We start from the raw sequence: 18,466 nt of genomic DNA on the forward strand, positions 1-18,466 counted from the left end.
ATATGGTATTCAACAGTATATTTTTTATATTCTGCTTTCTTCCGGTTTTCATGCTGATCTACTACCTGGTACCGGGAAAGCTCCGCAATCTGCTGCTTTTTTTGGGCAGTCTGATCTTTTATGCCTGGGGAGAACCTGTATATGTGATTCTCATGCTGTTTTCCAGTATCTTCAACTATTATATGGGTACAGAACTGGAACGTTTATATTATGATGACAGGAAACAGAAAATTAATCTGATCTTCTCGATCATTATAAATCTTGCAGTACTTGTGTTTTTTAAATATTATGGATTCTTACTTAACACAATCGGAGGAATCATCGGTATCCATATCCCTCATCCGGAACTTTCGCTGCCGATAGGACTTTCTTTCTACACTTTCCGTAATTTGTCCTATCTTTTTGATATTTATTTAAGTAAGGTCAGTGCGCAGCGAAATTTCCTGGCCTTTGCCGTATACAGCACAATGTTTCCTTATACCTCTGCCGGACCAATCGTACGATATACGGATATAGAGACGCAGCTGAAGCAGCGCACCATCAATATCTCCAAATTCGGTATCGGTGCAGAGCTTTTTGTCAAAGGTCTTGCAAAGAAAGTTCTTCTGGCAGATAATCTCTCGGTTTTATACAGCAGTATCTGTGGTCATCCACAGATGTCTGTATTTACTTCATGGCTTGGCATTCTGGCTTATACAATGCAGCTTTATTTTGACTTCAGCGGCTATTCGGATATGGCCATCGGTCTGGGAAAAATGCTGGGATTTGATTTTAATAAGAACTTTGATTATCCCTATATTTCCACCAGTGTTTCTGAATTCTGGAGACGCTGGCATATTTCTCTTGGAAGCTGGTTCAGAGATTATATTTATATCCCGCTTGGCGGTAATCGGGTCTCCACTCTGAAACATATCCGAAATATCCTTGTGGTATGGGCACTTACCGGTCTATGGCATGGTGCAAGCTGGAATTTCGTACTATGGGGTGTTTATTACGGACTCTTCCTTTTACTCGAAAAATTTGTACTTCAGAAATATCTGAAAAAAATACCATCCTGGCTTTGCACTGTATACACTATGCTTGTAGTCATGATCGGATGGGTATTCTTCAGCCAGACAGACTTTGGTGCCCTTGGCCATTACCTTGGAACTATGTTTGGGATCGGAGCTTCCGGTTTCATAGACAAAACTGCACTTTACTACCTCAAGACAGGATTTATCCTTCTTCTGATCAGTATTCTTATGTGCCGTCCTGCTCCTTACCAGTACTTTAAGCGTCTGGTCAGACGCAGACCTGTTGCTGCAGTGATCATAAATCTTATTTTATTTGCATTATCGATTGCCTATATGGTTTATAACTCTTACACACCATTTTTATATGCAAAATTTTAGAAGGTAAACAATATGAAAAAATCATTAAGAAATTATCGTTTATTTTTCCACAGAATGGGACTTTTGTTTTTATTTATCCCCTTGATCGTACTCATTCTGAGCATTGTGCTTCCTGACAGAGGATTTTCTGAAAAAGAAAACCGCGTACTTTCTTCCCTGCCTCATTTAAACGGCAGTCAGATTGCTTCCGGCGGATTTGAAAAACAATTTGAAACCTATGAAAATGATCAGTTTCCACTTCGCGATCTGTGGATTACCCTGAAAGCCGGAACTGACCGTCTGATGGGAAAAGTAGAATCTAATGGCGTATACGTTGGAAAATCCGGATATCTTATGGAAGAATTTAAAGCGCCTGATCAGACACAGTATGACGCCACTGTAAAAGCAATGACTGACTTTGCGCAAAAACATTCTGATCTGAAACAATATGCACTGATCGCCCCAAATTCTGTGAATATCCTGAGCGACAGGCTTCCTGCTTTTGCCCCTGTCCAGGATCAGAATTCCTGGCTTGACAGCCTCTCTGCCTCCCTGACCGATGCAGGTGTGACCTTTATTGATGTTCGCAGCACTTTTAAAGATCACAAAATGGAAGACCTCTATTATCACACTGATCATCACTGGACTACCCAAGGTGCTTATTATGCCTATCTTAAGGCAGCCAAAGATATGGGAATTGATACTTCAGCAGACACTTATGACAAAGCACCTGTCACCCGTTCTTTTCAGGGAACACTGTCTGCCAAAAGCGGTTTCCGCTCCGGCGAAAAAGATGAGATCGATGTATTTCTCCCCACCGGAGATCAGGCGCTCTCTTCTGTAGTTAATTATGTAGACGAACAGAAAAAAAGTGCCAGCTTCTATGATACCGAGAAACTTGAGACAAGAGATAAATATGCATTATTCTTTGGTGGAAACCACGCTCAGATAAAGATCAGTACTCCTACTGAAACAGATAATACACTGCTTGTGCTTAAGGATTCATACGCAAACAGCTTCATCCCATTTCTTGCTCAGCATTACCGAAAGATCATAATGATTGATCCCCGTTATTACTTTGGAGATCTGGAGCAGTTAATGCAGGTTGAAAATGTTCAGGAAATTCTGTACCTGTATAATGCTAATACCTTCTTCACAGACACTTCTCTGGAGCTTGCCCTGACAACTGCTGAACAGGATTCTTCTGATACATCTGATATCAGATAATATTATATCAAAAAATCCCCACCGAAATCTCAATGCCGAGGAAACATTGACTTTCGGTGGGGATTTTTCACACATTCACACACATTTTATAACACACACTTTTCACACACTTTTTAATAATAGGTCAGGTATAACGACTGATTTAAAACAATAATACTGTGTCTTGCATTCCCCGTTCCCAGTTTATCTGTTTTTTATATCAGCTGTACCTTAATGTGTATTATATCAGCATTTACGCCCTCTTTTCATTTTATGCAAATTCAGCAATTTATTCTGCAAAAGTGTCCTTTGAGTCTCCAAAATGATTTACAAAATAATCATAGTACGTATCCAGTATTTCTTTCCGCCCACGAACACGTATAGGCACAAGTGTTCCATCTTCCATAATAAAATCGTCCTCTACATCCTTAATATAATCCATATTTACCAGATAACTCTGATGGCAGCGCAGAAAACGTTTCTCGTTAATTCTCTTCTCAATTTCTCCCAGCTTGTCCACTGTTATAATTTCGGAACCATCTGACAGATGCAGGGTGACATTATGTTTATTGCTGTCAATATACATGATATCATCTGTACATGGATAACGGTACTGTCTTCTGTTTTTAATCGCAACACGCCTTTTCATATCCGTTTTAAGAATCCTGTTCAGAAGTTTCATCAGTTTCTCTTCTGAAAATGATTTCAACAAATATCCGGAAGCCTGTACTTCATAACTCTCTATGGCATAATCCGGTGAGGCGGTAAGAAAAATGATCGGCACCTTACACTGTATCTGTCTCAATTTTCTTGCAGTTTCCATTCCATTAAGTTTCTTCATACAAATATCCAGAAAAAGCAGATCCATAGCAATGTATCCTTCTTCCACATCGGCTATAAGCGTCTCTCCTGAATCATATTCTACAATTGAAACCTCTTCATTTATTTCTTCAAAATACTGACACAATATTTCTTTTAAAAGAAGTCTTTCAATCTCAACATCATCACAAACGACGATCGTTTTCATGTAATTTCCCCTTTCCGTATCAATATAAAAAGCAGCTTCCAAAATCCTGTCAGTCGCAAAGTTCTGACATTTATCTGTAAACAGCACAATTTCTATTAATTATATATGCTTAATCCTACGTATTCAAGTACTTTTTTCATTTATTTTACTTTTTTATAACAATCATTGTTGTTTACTTTTTTTGTGTTATACTTATATGGCAGCTTCACTTATGACAGCACTTTGGTAAAACAATCATATACTGAACTGTTACTCTATTTAACCGAATCAGGTAAGTCCCCTGCGGAGCAGTTATTCGGTGTAAAGCTGCGTAGCAAAGCGGATGATTTTATCCGCTTGACACAGAAAGAAGGAATTATATGCGTCAGGAAAAATTTAAAATGGAACGTCAAGGATTAATAAATGTGGGAGATGAAATAGAAATTTCCGAATATCAGTCTTTTATGAATTACAGTTATATCATTGAACCGGCTGTGGCAATGTCCGGCTGTTATCCCAATGCAGAACGCATCAAATCCAGAAAAGGAATCGTAAAAAATATTGAACATACACCGCGAGGTTTTATAGTGACTGCAGAATTTGATGAATAGTTACATATATTTTTCAAACACACTTCAGAAAGGAAATTATCATGGACAATAAAATAATAATCCGTACCGCTTCTGCTGCAGATGCACCGGCACTGCTTAAAATTTACAGACCATATGTAGAAAATACAGCCATCACCTTTGAATATGATGTTCCCTCCACAGAAGAATTTGCTTCCCGGATTCAACACACTCTGAGAAAATACCCTTACCTTGTAGCTGAGGAAAAAGGAACTTTGCTTGGATATGCATATGCAGGTCCTTTCCATGAAAGACCTGCATATGACTGGGCTGTGGAAACATCTATTTATGTTGATCAGTCTCTTAAACACAGAGGGATAGGCCGCAGGCTTCATGATGCCCTTGAAACCGCTTTACGTGAACAGGGTATCTTGAATATGAATGCCTGCATTGCCTATCCTCCAAAGGAAGATGAACATCTTGACAAAAACAGTGTAGAATTTCACACTCATATGGGATATCGTCTTGTAGGTGAGTTCCATAAATGCGGTTACAAATTCAACCACTGGTATAATATGGTCTGGATGGAGAAGCTGATCGGTGAACATCTAACAGTTCAGGAGCCACCGAAATTCCCTCTCCTGTAGCCTGTTATTTCTGTGACTTCCAGAAATTATCAGAATCCATCCTGTGTCACTATCGCAAGTGTCAGTATACATTAACACAAAAAAACCTTAGAAGATATTTCTAAGGTTTTTCAAGAGGTGCCACCCGGATTTGAACCGGGGATAGAGGTGTTGCAGACCCCGGAAAAAATCCTTGGAACCCGCTAAAACTCTAAGGTTTTCCAAACTGTCCACCCTATATCCACCCTAATTTTCATGTTGCTTTCATGCCATATCAGGTATTTTACTGTGCCAAATCTATGCCACTTAGCACCCCTATGGGCATATTATATACATTTTAGTATCTTTCGTCTACAATTATTTTACTACAACTACAATATTATATGGAGGTTTATCGTGAATTATCAATTAGAGTTAAAACAAATTGTGGATTTTCCACGCTGCCGGATTTACCGGGAATTTATACAAACCCTTATGAAAGACAGAAGCATCCGTACCAACGGAGGTTCCTGTCTTTTTTATTTTCTCATTTTATGTTCTTATGCAAATTACAGTTCCTCTTATCGGAACATCGAACACCTTACTTACAAAGTTGTTCCTGGCGAATGGATCTGTTCTCTTAAAGAACTACAGATTTACTTCCGCCAAAAATTCCAGCACCAGGTCATATCCATACTGGATACCCTGGTTGAGCAAAACCTTCTAACCTACTCACTGCACGAAAAAAATAAGATTATCCAATACAAGATCAAAGACTGGCCAAAAGATAATACTGCCCTTTCCTATAATTACCCATGCAAAAAAGACATCGGGTTTTTCTTTTTTCCAATTGCAGATGTTCATAAACTAATCGGACTGGGAAAATGTTCGGAAATGGATGCTCTTTTGGATCTTTGGATTCATGCAGTCTATAATGATCCATCTGTGCAAGGCTCTGATGCCGGTCCGGTAGTATATTTTCGCAATCAGACTGGAAATCCCTTATTCTGTTATCAGGAACTTGCCAGACGTTGGAAACAGTCGAAATCTTCTGTGTCCCGTCTGCTAAAAAAACTTGAAGATACCGACATGATCACACTGATTTCCTATTCCGGGAAACATGGCAGCATGGTATATCTGCGTAATTATCTGTCCGTTATGTTTAATATCAGTGATGTCATGATTGATAAGGAGGAAATTGCCATGAAAATGCAACTGCCAATACATATACCCGAAGACACCTTGCCTGTTAAAAACAATTCTGAATGCGTTTCAGAATCTATTACTGACGAACAAATCATTGTTTCACAGGAAGGCTCCTGCGTTCCAGAATCACACATCAAAGCCATTGTTCGCAAAGTCGCTGAAATACTGGAAATACAAGGCATTTCTTGTTGTAGATGCCCCAAAACAAAGTATATATTATCTCCTTTATCAGCCTGCAAAGATAGTATATATCTATATTCACTACGTATTATCTGCCCCTGGGGGAAAGCAGCCTATCAGTTTGAGTTAAAACTAAAACCGGAAAATCCCGCCGTCACCAACGTCCCAGGGCATACTCCGCCTCTGCAGCATACCTTACCTGCCTTCGCTGAAATCCCAGAAGTTCTGTTGAAAGGAGGGGTTGTATAATGGCAAAGAAAAATCACCACCCTGTTTCTGCTGAAGTAGAAAATAATCCGTTGTACCATGATACCTATAAGCTTCTCCGTTGTTACCGGGATTCTACTTATAGCCTGATGGTTGCTGTTCGGCAGGTAGAAATTCAGTTCCAACTGGAATACAACACCAGTGTAGACGAATTTCTGGATTCCATCTATGCTGCAGGAGCAGATCTGGGAGACAGCCAGATTGAAGAATGGGCAAAAAGCATTGCCCGCAGCAATAAAATGATAAAACTGCTTCTCTCTTCTGTGGATCTGCTCCGGAAAAATCATAAACATGGGGAAGAATATTACTGGATATTATATTACGCTTTTCTGTCTCCTCATGAACTGAAAAACACAGAGGAAATCCTGGAAGAGTTGGAAAAGCACGTTCCCAGTATCTCCTATCGGACGTACTACCGAAGGAGGCAGGCTGCTATTAACGCTCTTAGCAGCATACTATGGGGATTTTCTGCAAAAGGGACACTGGAAACTTTAAATAAATTTTTCCCCAAATAAAATCTGCATTTTCGAATAATCAAACTTTATTTCTGAAAAGCATAAGGATACAAATGGTGGTTAACAGCCTTGCTAGCACCATTTGTATCCTTAGTTATTTTATGCCTGGTTTTATGTTGATAAAGTCTCTTTATTAAACTAATTCACACAATAAAATATATACGTTTTGTCATTAACTTAACGTATTAAATTGCATACAGTATTAAGTCACTTAAAATCAAAATCATTTGCCAAAATACAGTAGCCTTTTGTAGAATAATAGCGTATAATTACTTTACAAACACAAAAGGGAGGAGATTTTCTTGAAAAAGGGGATTTATTTGAATGATACAATTCATGGATTGATTCCACTATCAGAATATGAAAAAAGAATCATTTCCAGCATTGGTTTTAACCGTTTACATGATGTTTACCAAAATTCTACTGTATATTTGACTTTTCCAACAAATAGGACTAAACGATTCGAACATTCTATCGGCACAATGAAGCTATGCTCAGACATGTTTTTTTATTCTGTTTTGAATTCTTCTGAGACTACGTTGAACACATTATATGAAATTTTTGAACAAGAGCTGGTTTCAATTATAAGCAAAATTGCAAAAAACTCACAGTTCTGTGAACAAATGTTAGGTGGAATGACACCATCTAATATTCCACCAATTGAGCTTGACAAATTTAGATATTCTCTAATACCAAATAATGTACCTACCAATTATCAAGTTATCCATTTGATACTGATTCAATCAATTAGAGCAGCAGCCCTTCTACATGATATTGGTCACCCTCCTTTTAGTCATATTGTTGAATACGCGCTAAAAGCAGTATATGAAGAAAATAAAAATCAAAATCCATCCCAAAACGATTCGTTAAATGAGTTTACTAAAGTAATGTCAAAATATTTTGAAGACAACAAAAAATTACACGAACAGATGGGTGATGAGATAAGTGATAGCATCTTGAGAGGTATTATTTGTCCCATTTCAGATGAAGATGAACGATACAATGAAAATCTATTTGAGGTACTAATCTTAGAAGGCGTAAAAAGGATCTTTTCAGAATGTGGTAATTTTAAATATCTTCATAGAATAATAGATAGTAGCCTTGATGGTGATCGGTTAGATTATGTAACCCGTGATTCTATTAATTCAGGTATGAATTCTGGAACCATTGATTATAAAAGAATTATTAATGATATGCAGATCATCATAGATGAAAGTAAAATATATTTTTGTTTTCCACTAAAAGCGGTAAATTCCATAGAAGATTTTATAAAACGCAGATATAATATTTACAAAGATATTATCTACCACCATCGAGTAATCAAAACTGATTATCTTTTAGAGTATACAGTACGGGATCTTGTTAAAAAATATTTAAAAGGAATTCCCACTGATACAACGACCAGCAACAAAATGGTAATCCCTTTTGATATATCTGGATTATGGTTTCCACTAGGAGAAGCTACAAGTACAGAAAAATCAAATGCGTTATCACAATGGAACGATTCTTGGTTAATGACCATATTAAAACAAATTTTCTATACTGATTATTATCGCAATACCAAAATAAAATCGAATGATTCCGAATATATATTATCACAGAGGTTATCAGAATTATTACGCAATACAAAATGCTATTATTCCTTAATTAAGCGAAGTGAAAACTTTAAAATCATCGATGATTCAGTCAAAAAAACATTATCAGATAGTCGAGAAACTATTGAACAATTAGTTACAAAAATCAATGAAATGTCTAATAAAAAGCCAAAAGAAACCCCTCCCGGAGGTGCAACACTTGATATAAAAGCGACATTAGATTTTATAGAACAAATATTAGGAAATGCCCCTGGAATACCGAAAGGTTTTATTTTAGCGTATATTTCAAAGCATTATAAAGCTATACAACTAGACTCTTTTGAAAACTTTATAAAAGAAATTGTTGAAGCAGAAACCGAGAAAATATTTACAAATGTTAAAGTTTATGATAGAATAACAGTATTTAAGAACATTTCCATAGGATTAAATAATCCAATTTATTTTTATGATTATCACGAAAACATATATACATTAAATGATATTAGCGGCATTTCAGATATTTTACGGTTAGATTCAGATTATCTTCCTGTTTTTTATATCTATATATTAATGAAAGATGGGGATAGTATAATAAAAGAAAAAAGAGAACTATTGCTTGAAAGCATCGGTAAAAAAATTGGTAGTAACATTGTTAACAAAATAAATAATATTTTGCAAAATCAAATTATGCAAATGGAGGATTGAGTATGTGCAAAGTAGTAGTGAATGATGCTAATAAAAATGTTGAATTTATTATTTATAACCATCTTTTTTCAAAAGAGAAATATGAATTTACTATTTCTGAATTAGTAGAAGACTTGCATCAATATCATCTTGATTTAACACAGGAATTTGTCCAGTCGGAGGTGAATGATTTCATACAATCTGGTCTGATTGTACAAAATATCAGAAATTATTTTGTATGTAGCAGATAAATTATTGAAAAATCAATATATACCCTAAAAAAAATCAGCAATGCTTAATGTATAAAGTATTGCTGATTTTTATGCATTTTCAAAAGTAAGTAATATTTGAGACCGTTTCCAATTCCCTATGGTAAGCGCAAAATAGTAAACGTAAAATAGCGAGTATCTTCACATTTTTAGGCGGCTGCTTTGCAGCCACCGATATTTAAGCTTTGCAGATCCCTCCAGAAGTTTTTCCGACCAAGGCAGAAGCTCTTCCAGAAAAGAACAATCCTTATCATTCATGTGTTTCGGAATCTCTTCCAAGAGATGCTGTACATAATCAAAATATTTCAGATTATTGGCTTTTGCAGTTTCTACAATACTGTAAATGATTGCGGAAGATTTGGCTCCATGAATCGTATCAATCAATCATCTGCCAATTCTTCTTTTTATGTGCTTAAGAACATAACCGGAAAAACTGGCAGTGCCAGTCCTAATGGAGCCACTGCCAATGCCACTGTGTATACTATGGTTGAAATGGCAAAAACGAATGCTCTAAACACTTATAAATATCTGACCTATCTCTTATCACAACGACCAAATGATAAAATGTCAAATGAACAGCTGGAGCAGCTTGCTCCATGGAGCGATACTGCGAAAGTGAACTATCAAAACTAAAATAGAGTAAAACGCTTGCATCTATCATTTTGGTGCAAGCGTAATTTATGAGTGGCGTAGCAATATTTTGCGCTTACTCCATATGTATTAGGAGAATTCTCGAATAATTAGTTTAATCAAATATGAAACCATGATGCCTGGCGCAGAACCGGTCGGTATCTTTCTGTAATTCTTCCGCAAAGTTCCATATTTTATAACATTAAAAAGGAAAAATCTAACACCCCTCTTTGATTCTAGAATTGGGCTACAATCTAAAACGAAAAAAGCGGAAGAACCCCTGAAACGAGAATCTTCACAAACTTGAACTCCTCATTCTACTCCTCATCAGTTTTCTCTTGATTTGCTTCATCTCCTTTATTCTTGCTTTTCGCCAACCTTTTTTTTACTTCAAGCGCCCCAACAAAAACTACCGTCACCGTAACCATCCCCATTCCTATACCTGAGCCAATATCATTGATGAGATTTTTAGCAGGAGATAACGCCAATTCCAATAAAATACCATATATTATCACAAATACTAGAGTAGTAGAAAAAATCCTTTTAGTTTTACACTCACGAAGTATCTTCTTATACTTTTCCTTCAATTCTTCTTTCATCCTTCGTAATTCTACTTTTCCTTTTTTCCCATCCTCTAAAAATAATGTAAAAGGTACATAAGCCCCTATCAAAACGCTGATTGCTATACTTGAAATTACGAAAAACGATTTCGACTGTTCTTGATATGCAATAATAAATCCCGATATACCAGTTCCCGCATACGCCATAAAAATGTATAGTTTTTTGTCACCTAACTTCAAACTATTTTCTTTAAAGCTTATAGAAAAGAGGACGTCTGCAGCCCAAATTGAAAAAAGTAATAACACTGAACATATCAAAGCATTAAAGTTATCTTTTATAAATAATGAAAAACCAATGTATGCATACGATGATAGGAGCATAAGCAAAATATAGACGATTTGCTGTATCGGTTTCTTGATTCTATTTACAAATTCAAAAACCCAGTATTTTTCCCTATAAACACAATATATAAAGCCTGCCGTGAATATCATGCTGATAACATATGATATTATCAAAACTCTCTCCATATATTTCTCCTTTATAAAATCTAATTGATATAACCTATATCTTCATTTCTCAAATAAAACTGGTATTATGCATTGATATTTAATACTGCACAGACTCATCCGATAATATTATATCTGAGTTCTGGTATAAAGCCCTCTCCATAGCAGTGATTTTACCCCCCACCTGATGGCATATTGTTATTAACAGCAATTTCATAATATTGTGTTTAGAACATTGCTTATATTACATTAAGCCAAAACTTTAAACTGTTTTCAATCCTTCTCTTTATCCTCTTTCTTATTTTTCCCATAGCGATTTCTCCTTGGAATTCCTATAAAAAGAATAAGGCCTACAACGATTAAAATCGTCAAATCCATATAACCATCTCCTATATCTCTTTATTCTTCATAATCCTAATAGAAATACATATTGATACTGTGTAGATTAAAATAATACCAAATGTTATCACAGCCGCTAATATACCCAAATTACTAAATATACTTATTGCAAATCCATTTTTACTTAAATTAACTTTTTCCATTCCAAACAACACAAGTAAAAAACCAATAATCGGTATATACATAAACATCCTTCCGTTAATAGATCCGTATTTATAGTATCCTGGCAATTGAAAAACTGTATAAATGCTATACAAGAGTATTCCATATAGAAATGTAAAAATTATCTGCTGCCATGTCACTTTATCGCCTAATATGAATAATACTATTGGATGAACAATACAGGAAAATAGAACTGCAATTCCACCCATAATAATTGTATACAAATATCTCCCTAAAACAAATTCTTTTTTTGTAATAGGCAATATCCCATATAAACGCTCCATTCCATTTTTTTCAGAAATTGAAAATGTGTATCCAGATGCCATAGCAATAAAACATGTAGCAAAGGAAACACTTGTCATCAATGAACGATTTATTATTGCAAACACTACTGGAATTAGTAATGTAAAACAAATAGCTTTTACATATACCTTTACCAAATCAAAATCCAATTTCATAGCCTTTATAATATTTGCCATATCTATTCTCCTTTACTTGTAAAAACAACTATATCGTCTAATGTAGCTTTTTCAATCCTACCCAAGCCGCTTATCTCTTTTATATACTCTTTCTTCAAAAGCGCCTGCACTCCATCTTTCGTTTTTCTTACACCAATTAATTTTTCTCTAATCCCAATAGGTATTTCCTCTCTTACATTTCGAATTACATAAAACTCTTCTAATAATTTCTTTTTTTCTCCACTATATATCAACTCTCCATAATTGATATAGGTAATATAATCAGCTACTTTTTCCAAATCACTTGTGATGTGTGTAGAAAATAGTACACTATGTTTCCCATCTTCTACATACTTCTCAATAATCTCAAGAAGCTCATCTCTTGATACTGGATCTAATCCACTAGTAGGCTCATCTAAAATTAACAGTTTTGAATCATACGAAAACGCACATGCTAACATTAACTTCATCTGCATTCCTTTTGATAACTCTTTTACCTTTTTTGATTTTGCAATTTTAAATTGTTCAATATATGAATAAAATCGTAGATGGTTCCATGTCTTATAAAATCTAGACATTGCTTTTTCTACCATCTTCATATTCCACTCATCCACAAAGTAATTGGAGTCAAAAACAATTCCTAAGTTTTCTTTAGCTATTTGTTCTTCTTTTATGTTGTCATATCCTAAAATTTCTATTTTCCCCTGATTTTTTTTCAACATATTAAGAATAAGCTTTATTGTCGTAGTTTTACCTGAACCATTTGGTCCAATGAGTCCCATAACACTTCCCCGAGGTAGTTCAAACGAAATATTATCAAGCTTAAAATCCACAAACTGCTTTGATAAATTTTTTACTGTTAAATCCATTGTCTTCACGTTTTTTCACCTATATTCCTTTCTAAATATATCAAGATATCTTCGTCACAGCACTAAACAGTAACTCCCTTAATTGTTCTTGGCTTAAATAAGAGGTACTAATAATCATATTACTAAAATCATATTCTTGCCATGAATGTGCGTGTATAGAAATTCCCAGTTTATCCTTATGCTCATATAAAGGTGTTCCCGGAAATGGTACGCATCCAGCAACCGAAACCTCTATTCCAGAATTTCTTAATATTTCCATTAAACTAATCGTTTCTTGAATTGTGCGTTCTGTATCACAGAAATGACCAATTATAAAACTTGCAACTACATGTATATTTTGCTTATTCGCATAACACATTATTTCCTTTGCCCAAGATAAATTAATATTCTTTCCAATCTTTTTAATTATTTCTTGTGAACCACTTTCCACTCCAAAGTGAATAACTTCACACCCTACCTTCTTCAATGCATCTATATCTTTTTCTCTAACAGCATCCACGCGCGACTCAATTCTAAATGCATACTTTTCGTTATACTTAGAGAGTAATAAGCAAAAATATTCTAATCTTTCCTTATTAGCCGTAAATGTATCATCTAAAATTAAAAACTTTCTGGAATTCAGCTTTTCACTCAGAAAATAAATTTCACAGATTATATTCTCTGCGGAACGCATTCGATATTTATTTCCAGACAACGCTCTAGATGCACAATAAACACAATTTCCAGGACATCCCCTGCTTGTAATCAGTGTAAATGCTGTTGAATACTTCTCTGGGTCAATAATTCCAATTGCTTGTAACGGTAATGCATCAAGATTTTCTATATATTCTATTTTTTCTGATATGTATATATCATTTTTAATCCTATAACTAATTCCTTTTACTCTACTGATTGGATATTGTACAGGATATTTTAAGCTTTCAAGGAGTTTTAAAAATGTAAACTCACCTTCCCCCTTAATGACAAAATCTGCTCCTATATCATCAAGCATTTCTCTTTCATTAAATGATGGATGTGGTCCTCCAACCACTGTAATTCCCTCATACCCTATCTTTTTGTTTAGCTCAACCATCCTTCTTAAAAACGGAACAGTTCTTGTATATACAGAATATCCAATCACATCTGGATTAAATTCTTCTAATATTTTCTTATATTGCTCTTTCTTTATTGAATCAGCAAAAAAATCTAATATTTTCACATCATATCCATGCATTATCAGTACACCCGCAATTGAGAGCAGACCTAAATTGGGTGATGATACTACATTATGAATCTTAGCCCTACTATGCTTATCCAATGTGCAATTAATCAATAAGACTTTTTCAACCTTCATTCTAACTCCTAATACATTTTGCAACTGACCGGATCACAAGCCAGTATCGAACCATTAATAAAATATGCCCTTGCCCTACAACCGCCTTTACATACATTTACATTTTTACAAGTATTACACTTTTCTATATCTGCTATTGTATGACTTCTATATTCCATTAATATTTTACTATTTTCCCAGATATTTTCTATTCCATCCGTTATAGTTCCAAGTTGTATATTTCCCAATAATGGGCATAAAATAATCTTACCAAAAGAATCTATGTATAAACTATAAATTCCAAACCCACAATAACCTATAAAACGATTGGAAAATGACAAAGAATATTTGATTTTATCTGACCAAATATTCTTATTGTTCTCAAAACATTCTTTTAGCTTTTCTACTGTTTCTTCGCTAACATCTACAAATCTATCTCCTTGATAAGTCTGATGATAGTTAATATATGGACTAATTACAATTTTCACATTAGGAAACTGCCTTGCTTCTCGTATAAAGAGATTAATTTCGTTTACATTGTAATCTGTTACTGTAAATGATAAAATCACTCTTATTTCAAATCGGCTCAAAATAGGAAGTGTTCTTAAAATATGTTTATAATTACCAGGAGCATTGCGAAATGTATCATGCGTTTCTTCAGTTCCACCATCTAAACTAATCTGAATCTCTGAAATTCCCACTGTTTTCAAATTCTCCACTGTTTTTTTATTCAAGCAAGAACCATTCGTATATAAACGCATTGATATCCCATTTTTATTAATATATTTAACTATATCCCAAAAATGGGGATGCAGCATTGCTTCTCCACCAGTTAATTTTATTAAACCTACTCCTAAATCTTTACAGGAATCAACAATCTGAAACCACTTTTCTAATCCTAGCTCCTTTTTCTCAATCTCCTTTGGTATATAACAGTGATGACATCTTAAATTGCATTGTTTTGTCAATTCAAAAAATACTTCATCCAAAGTCCATTTAGCTGACAAATCAATTTTTCTAGCAGAGTTCTTAACTAAAATTCCTTTATCAATAAAATTCTCGTAAATTTTTATAATGCTCACTTCCCTGCCCGGAAGTATTGCTAGAATCTCCTCTAAATCTCTACCGCCATTAAACTCCTGCAAGACTATAGATTCAATTTGACTTAGCACCCAATTGCCATTATTTAAACCACTTATCACTATCTTATTATCTATTCTCTTCTTTATAGATAATTGTTCTGCAAAGCCATATATATTTTCCATTTTTCAGATCACTCTCCGCTTCGTTTCTGTGTGGCTTTATCACTGCAGCATTAAATCAAACACTCTGTTCCTGTAATTGTCACAATTTCTCTCCTGTCCATATAAGTCGCCTGTTTCATTAAATGCGATTGCTCTACATCCTCCGCCACAATAATATTTAATCTCACAGTTCTTACACTTAGATAACATTTCGACATCTATTTCTCCATATTTTTGTTTACTTTTTTCCATAATCTCAGTAATATTATCTGTTCTTATATTACCCAGTTCAAATTCTTCAATGTGTAAGGAAGGACACAAATATACGTTACCATTACTATCAATACTAATCTGGTTGCAATTAACACCGCATGATGTTTTTCTTCCTTTTGAGTATACTTGATTACATAAATCATTCGAAACATCTATATTAAATATAAATTCCTTATTTTGTTTATAATAGTTAATATAGATATTTCGCAAAAAATCATATCCTCTATCCACCCATTTATAAAACTGCTCCATATTTAATTTATTTTCAAAAGTTTTAGCTCGACCATAGGGAACAAATCTATTGATATGTAATTGTCTAACATTCATATTTAGACAAAATTTTATCATTTCAACGATATCCGGCATATAATCTGGAGTTGGTGTCATTGCAACTATCACTTTTTTGTTATTAATGTGTGTTAGAGTTTTTACCGTATTTACAGCGCGCACAAAACTTCCCTTTCCTCTATTTTTATCATGATGTATTTCTTCATAAGAGTCTAAAGAAATTTGAATTACATCTACTATCTCCATAATTTCTCTATATAATTCTGCATTTCCAATAGTTCCATTTGTTAAAATTTGAACTTTTCCATACTTTTTACAAGTTTTTAAAATTTCAACTATATCTTTCCTCATCAAAGGATCTCCACCGGTAATGACTATTTTATTATAATTTTTCGGTTTTAATTCTATAAGAAGATTCTCTATTTCTTCTATCGTTAATTCGTTAGCTTCTCCTTCTCCAGAATCCGCATAGCAATAGCTACATCTCAAATTACATCTATTAGTCACTTTAATCCAAATCCCATTAGACGTCTGGTGACAAATGGTTTCCTCTGTTTCTATTCTAGAATAATCACCATCTTTAACAAAAAAACCTTTTTCGATCATATCATCCAAAAACTGTTGAACCTCCTCTCCAAACACTTCTTCAGGAAGTTCATATAAATCCGATAATTTTAGAAGTAACTCTTCCACTGATATTTCGCCATACTTATTTAAAAATTTAGAAATGGTGAGACCAGAACTGTTGACTTTCCTGTAATCCGCTCTTTCTACATCGATTAATAGCCCTTTGGTTTCATAGTCTTTTATAATAACGTTTTTATTTAATGAAATTTTCATTCCTCTCACTCCTCTATTCTAATTTCATGCTTTTTAACAATTGATTTTATTGGACACCAAACTTTTAATCCGCTTTTTGTATCTGTTTCTACCAATATTCCATTTTCACCTTCAATACATATCTCACCTTTATCCACTCCACAGAAAGTTAAATTTCCCTTTAATTCTACAACAATTCGTTCCATAATTTCCTCCTCTAAATCACCATTGATTGAATTTCATAATAATAATTTTGCAACTCAGCTCTTGTAATATTAGGTGTACTAAATACAGCCTGAACTAAATCGAATGAAGACCAATTTTTGATTTCCAAATTAATTCCTAAATCCTTCATATGATTATATAGATATGTGCCTGGGAAAGGGGTATTGATGCTTATACCTACAGTTGCTTTATACTTTTTACGAAATTTCAGTGCCATATCTATTGTTTCTTTTATTGTCTCATGTGTATCGCAATGATGCCCTATGATAAAAGAACACATTACTTGAAGCCCTTTTTGCGACATATATGCAAGTAATTCTTCAGACCTTTCTAAACTTATATGTTTATTAATTTTGTTAATAACATCTTGAGATCCGCTTTCTATACCTATATGTACGGATGTACACCCTACTTCCTGCATTTTATCAATCATTTCCTTTGATAAAATATCTGTCCTCGAATCACAACGCCATATTATATTCATATTGGCTTGCTTTAGATAATCACAAAACTGATACAATCGCTTCTTATTTGCTGTAAAAGTATCATCCAAAAAAGCAAAGTATTTCTCTCCTTTTATACTATATTTATAATGTATTTCACTGAATACATTTTGAGCGCTTCGATTTCTATAACGTGTTCCCGATAGAGCAGCTGAAGCACAATAGATACACTTTCCTGGACATCCTCTACTTGTAATAATCAATTGCTTAATATCATAGCTTCGCATTTCAATTTCATCGAGTTCTGCCCACGGTAAATTATCCAGATTTTCAATATATCCTCGATCTGCATTATGTATAATCTCCTGTCCTACACGATATGAAATTCCTTTCACTTCTGACAAATCAATCGTATGATAATTAAGGCACTCCAATAGTTGTACAAAAGTCATTTCTCCTTCTCCACGGCACACATAATCAACTGTATTATGATGCAAAGCTTCTTCCGGCAAAAAAGTCACATGTGCTCCACCTAAAACAATAATTATTTTTGGCAACACCGATTTAATTATCTTTGTTAAATGGATAACCGCATTAATATTTTCTGTATATGCACTTATTCCTATCATATCCGGATGTGCATTTTTTATTTTATCTATAAATTCCTGTTTCCTTATATGATTTGTAAATAAATCAAGTATTTCTACCATATAACCGTGCATTTTAAGATATCCTCCAATGGAAATTAGACCTAGAGGAGGCATTGTCATCTTCTCTGAATATCCCACCTGCTTATTCTTATTACTGTTTGGCATAATAAGCATAA

At 34.3% G+C, this 18,466-nt stretch carries 17 protein-coding genes and 2 pseudogenes; 9 read left to right on the plus strand and 10 right to left on the minus strand.

All coding sequences use genetic code 11. The features are described from left to right. Positions 1-2 precede the first annotated feature (2 nt). Together LJE11_RS02565 and LJE11_RS02570 are read left to right on the plus strand one after the other, a co-directional pair. Entirely contained in the window at positions 3-1,391 is a 1,389-nt protein-coding gene (locus LJE11_RS02565) for an MBOAT family O-acyltransferase (RefSeq protein ID WP_195981387.1), read from the plus strand. A 12-nt stretch (positions 1,392-1,403) separates the two neighbouring features. Further along, positions 1,404-2,597 carry a DHHW family protein gene (locus LJE11_RS02570; RefSeq protein ID WP_022380555.1) on the plus strand — a complete coding sequence of 398 codons (1,194 nt, stop codon included), beginning with the start codon at positions 1,404-1,406 and terminating at the stop codon, positions 2,595-2,597. 268 nt (positions 2,598-2,865) lie between these two features. On the opposite strand, the gene LJE11_RS02575 is transcribed toward LJE11_RS02570, so the two are convergent. Continuing rightward, positions 2,866-3,603 (minus strand): LytR/AlgR family response regulator transcription factor, encoded by a 738-nt coding sequence (locus tag LJE11_RS02575; RefSeq protein ID WP_022380556.1) that lies wholly within the window; start codon positions 3,601-3,603, stop codon positions 2,866-2,868. Positions 3,604-3,962: 359 nt separating this feature from the next. On the opposite strand from LJE11_RS02575, the gene LJE11_RS02580 reads away from it, so the two are divergent. The 6 genes from LJE11_RS02580 (at position 3,963) to LJE11_RS02605 (ending at position 9,433) form a co-directional block, all read left to right on the plus strand. After that, the gene (locus tag LJE11_RS02580; RefSeq protein WP_022380557.1) at positions 3,963-4,193 is read left to right on the plus strand and encodes a hypothetical protein; all 231 of its coding nucleotides are present in this window, start codon (positions 3,963-3,965) and stop codon (positions 4,191-4,193) included. Positions 4,194-4,234: 41 nt separating this feature from the next. Next, the gene (locus tag LJE11_RS02585) at positions 4,235-4,798 is read left to right on the plus strand and encodes a GNAT family N-acetyltransferase (protein ID WP_022380558.1); all 564 of its coding nucleotides are present in this window, start codon (positions 4,235-4,237) and stop codon (positions 4,796-4,798) included. Between the two features lie 375 nt (positions 4,799-5,173). Further along, positions 5,174-6,391 (plus strand): MarR family transcriptional regulator, encoded by a 1,218-nt coding sequence (locus tag LJE11_RS02590; protein WP_227295469.1) that lies wholly within the window; start codon positions 5,174-5,176, stop codon positions 6,389-6,391. Next, a complete protein-coding gene (locus LJE11_RS02595; RefSeq protein ID WP_015526878.1) occupies positions 6,391-6,924 on the plus strand; it encodes a hypothetical protein in 534 nt (177 codons plus the stop codon). The genes LJE11_RS02590 and LJE11_RS02595 overlap by 1 nt, the downstream gene beginning before the upstream one ends. A 302-nt stretch (positions 6,925-7,226) precedes the next feature. Continuing rightward, entirely contained in the window at positions 7,227-9,203 is a 1,977-nt protein-coding gene (locus LJE11_RS02600) for an HD domain-containing protein (RefSeq protein WP_227295471.1), read from the plus strand. A 2-nt stretch (positions 9,204-9,205) separates the two neighbouring features. After that, positions 9,206-9,433: a hypothetical protein gene (locus LJE11_RS02605; protein WP_227295473.1), complete on the plus strand. Its 228-nt coding sequence runs from the start codon at positions 9,206-9,208 to the stop codon at positions 9,431-9,433. Positions 9,434-9,592: 159 nt separating this feature from the next. Here the strand turns inward: LJE11_RS02605 and LJE11_RS02610 are convergent. Beyond that, positions 9,593-9,835 (minus strand): annotated as a pseudogene (locus tag LJE11_RS02610) (transposase domain-containing protein); the annotation flags it as partial. 54 nt (positions 9,836-9,889) lie between these two features. Here LJE11_RS02610 and LJE11_RS02615 point away from each other — a divergent pair. Beyond that, positions 9,890-10,084 (plus strand): annotated as a pseudogene (locus tag LJE11_RS02615) (transposase domain-containing protein); the annotation flags it as partial. 314 nt (positions 10,085-10,398) lie between these two features. Here LJE11_RS02615 and LJE11_RS02620 read toward each other — a convergent pair. From LJE11_RS02620 to LJE11_RS02655, 8 genes are all read right to left on the minus strand, one after another. Further along, positions 10,399-11,169, minus strand: a complete 771-nt coding sequence (locus LJE11_RS02620; protein WP_119243120.1) for a hypothetical protein — start codon at positions 11,167-11,169, stop codon at positions 10,399-10,401. Positions 11,170-11,537: 368 nt separating this feature from the next. Beyond that, the gene (locus LJE11_RS02625) at positions 11,538-12,188 is read right to left on the minus strand and encodes an ABC-2 transporter permease (RefSeq protein ID WP_025579365.1); all 651 of its coding nucleotides are present in this window, start codon (positions 12,186-12,188) and stop codon (positions 11,538-11,540) included. Between the two features lie 2 nt (positions 12,189-12,190). Next, the gene (locus tag LJE11_RS02630; protein ID WP_025579363.1) at positions 12,191-13,036 is read right to left on the minus strand and encodes an ABC transporter ATP-binding protein; all 846 of its coding nucleotides are present in this window, start codon (positions 13,034-13,036) and stop codon (positions 12,191-12,193) included. 40 nt (positions 13,037-13,076) lie between these two features. Beyond that, positions 13,077-14,369, minus strand: a complete 1,293-nt coding sequence (locus LJE11_RS02635; protein ID WP_119199936.1) for a B12-binding domain-containing radical SAM protein — start codon at positions 14,367-14,369, stop codon at positions 13,077-13,079. An 8-nt stretch (positions 14,370-14,377) separates the two neighbouring features. Then, positions 14,378-15,613, minus strand: a complete 1,236-nt coding sequence (locus tag LJE11_RS02640) for a radical SAM/SPASM domain-containing protein (RefSeq protein ID WP_227295474.1) — start codon at positions 15,611-15,613, stop codon at positions 14,378-14,380. A gap of 39 nt (positions 15,614-15,652) precedes the next feature. Continuing rightward, positions 15,653-16,993 carry a PqqD family peptide modification chaperone gene (locus tag LJE11_RS02645; RefSeq protein ID WP_227295476.1) on the minus strand — a complete coding sequence of 447 codons (1,341 nt, stop codon included), beginning with the start codon at positions 16,991-16,993 and terminating at the stop codon, positions 15,653-15,655. Positions 16,994-16,998: 5 nt separating this feature from the next. Beyond that, positions 16,999-17,178 carry a hypothetical protein gene (locus LJE11_RS02650; RefSeq protein ID WP_025579357.1) on the minus strand — a complete coding sequence of 60 codons (180 nt, stop codon included), beginning with the start codon at positions 17,176-17,178 and terminating at the stop codon, positions 16,999-17,001. Between the two features lie 11 nt (positions 17,179-17,189). Further along, on the minus strand, positions 17,190-18,464 hold the full coding sequence (locus LJE11_RS02655) for a B12-binding domain-containing radical SAM protein (protein WP_025579356.1): 1,275 nt from the start codon (positions 18,462-18,464) through the stop codon (positions 17,190-17,192). Between the last annotated feature and the right edge of the window lie 2 nt (positions 18,465-18,466).

It is taken from the genome of Blautia sp. DFI.1.216 (assembly GCF_020594215.1).
Classification (GTDB): Bacteria; Bacillota; Clostridia; order Lachnospirales; family Lachnospiraceae; genus Blautia_A; species Blautia_A wexlerae.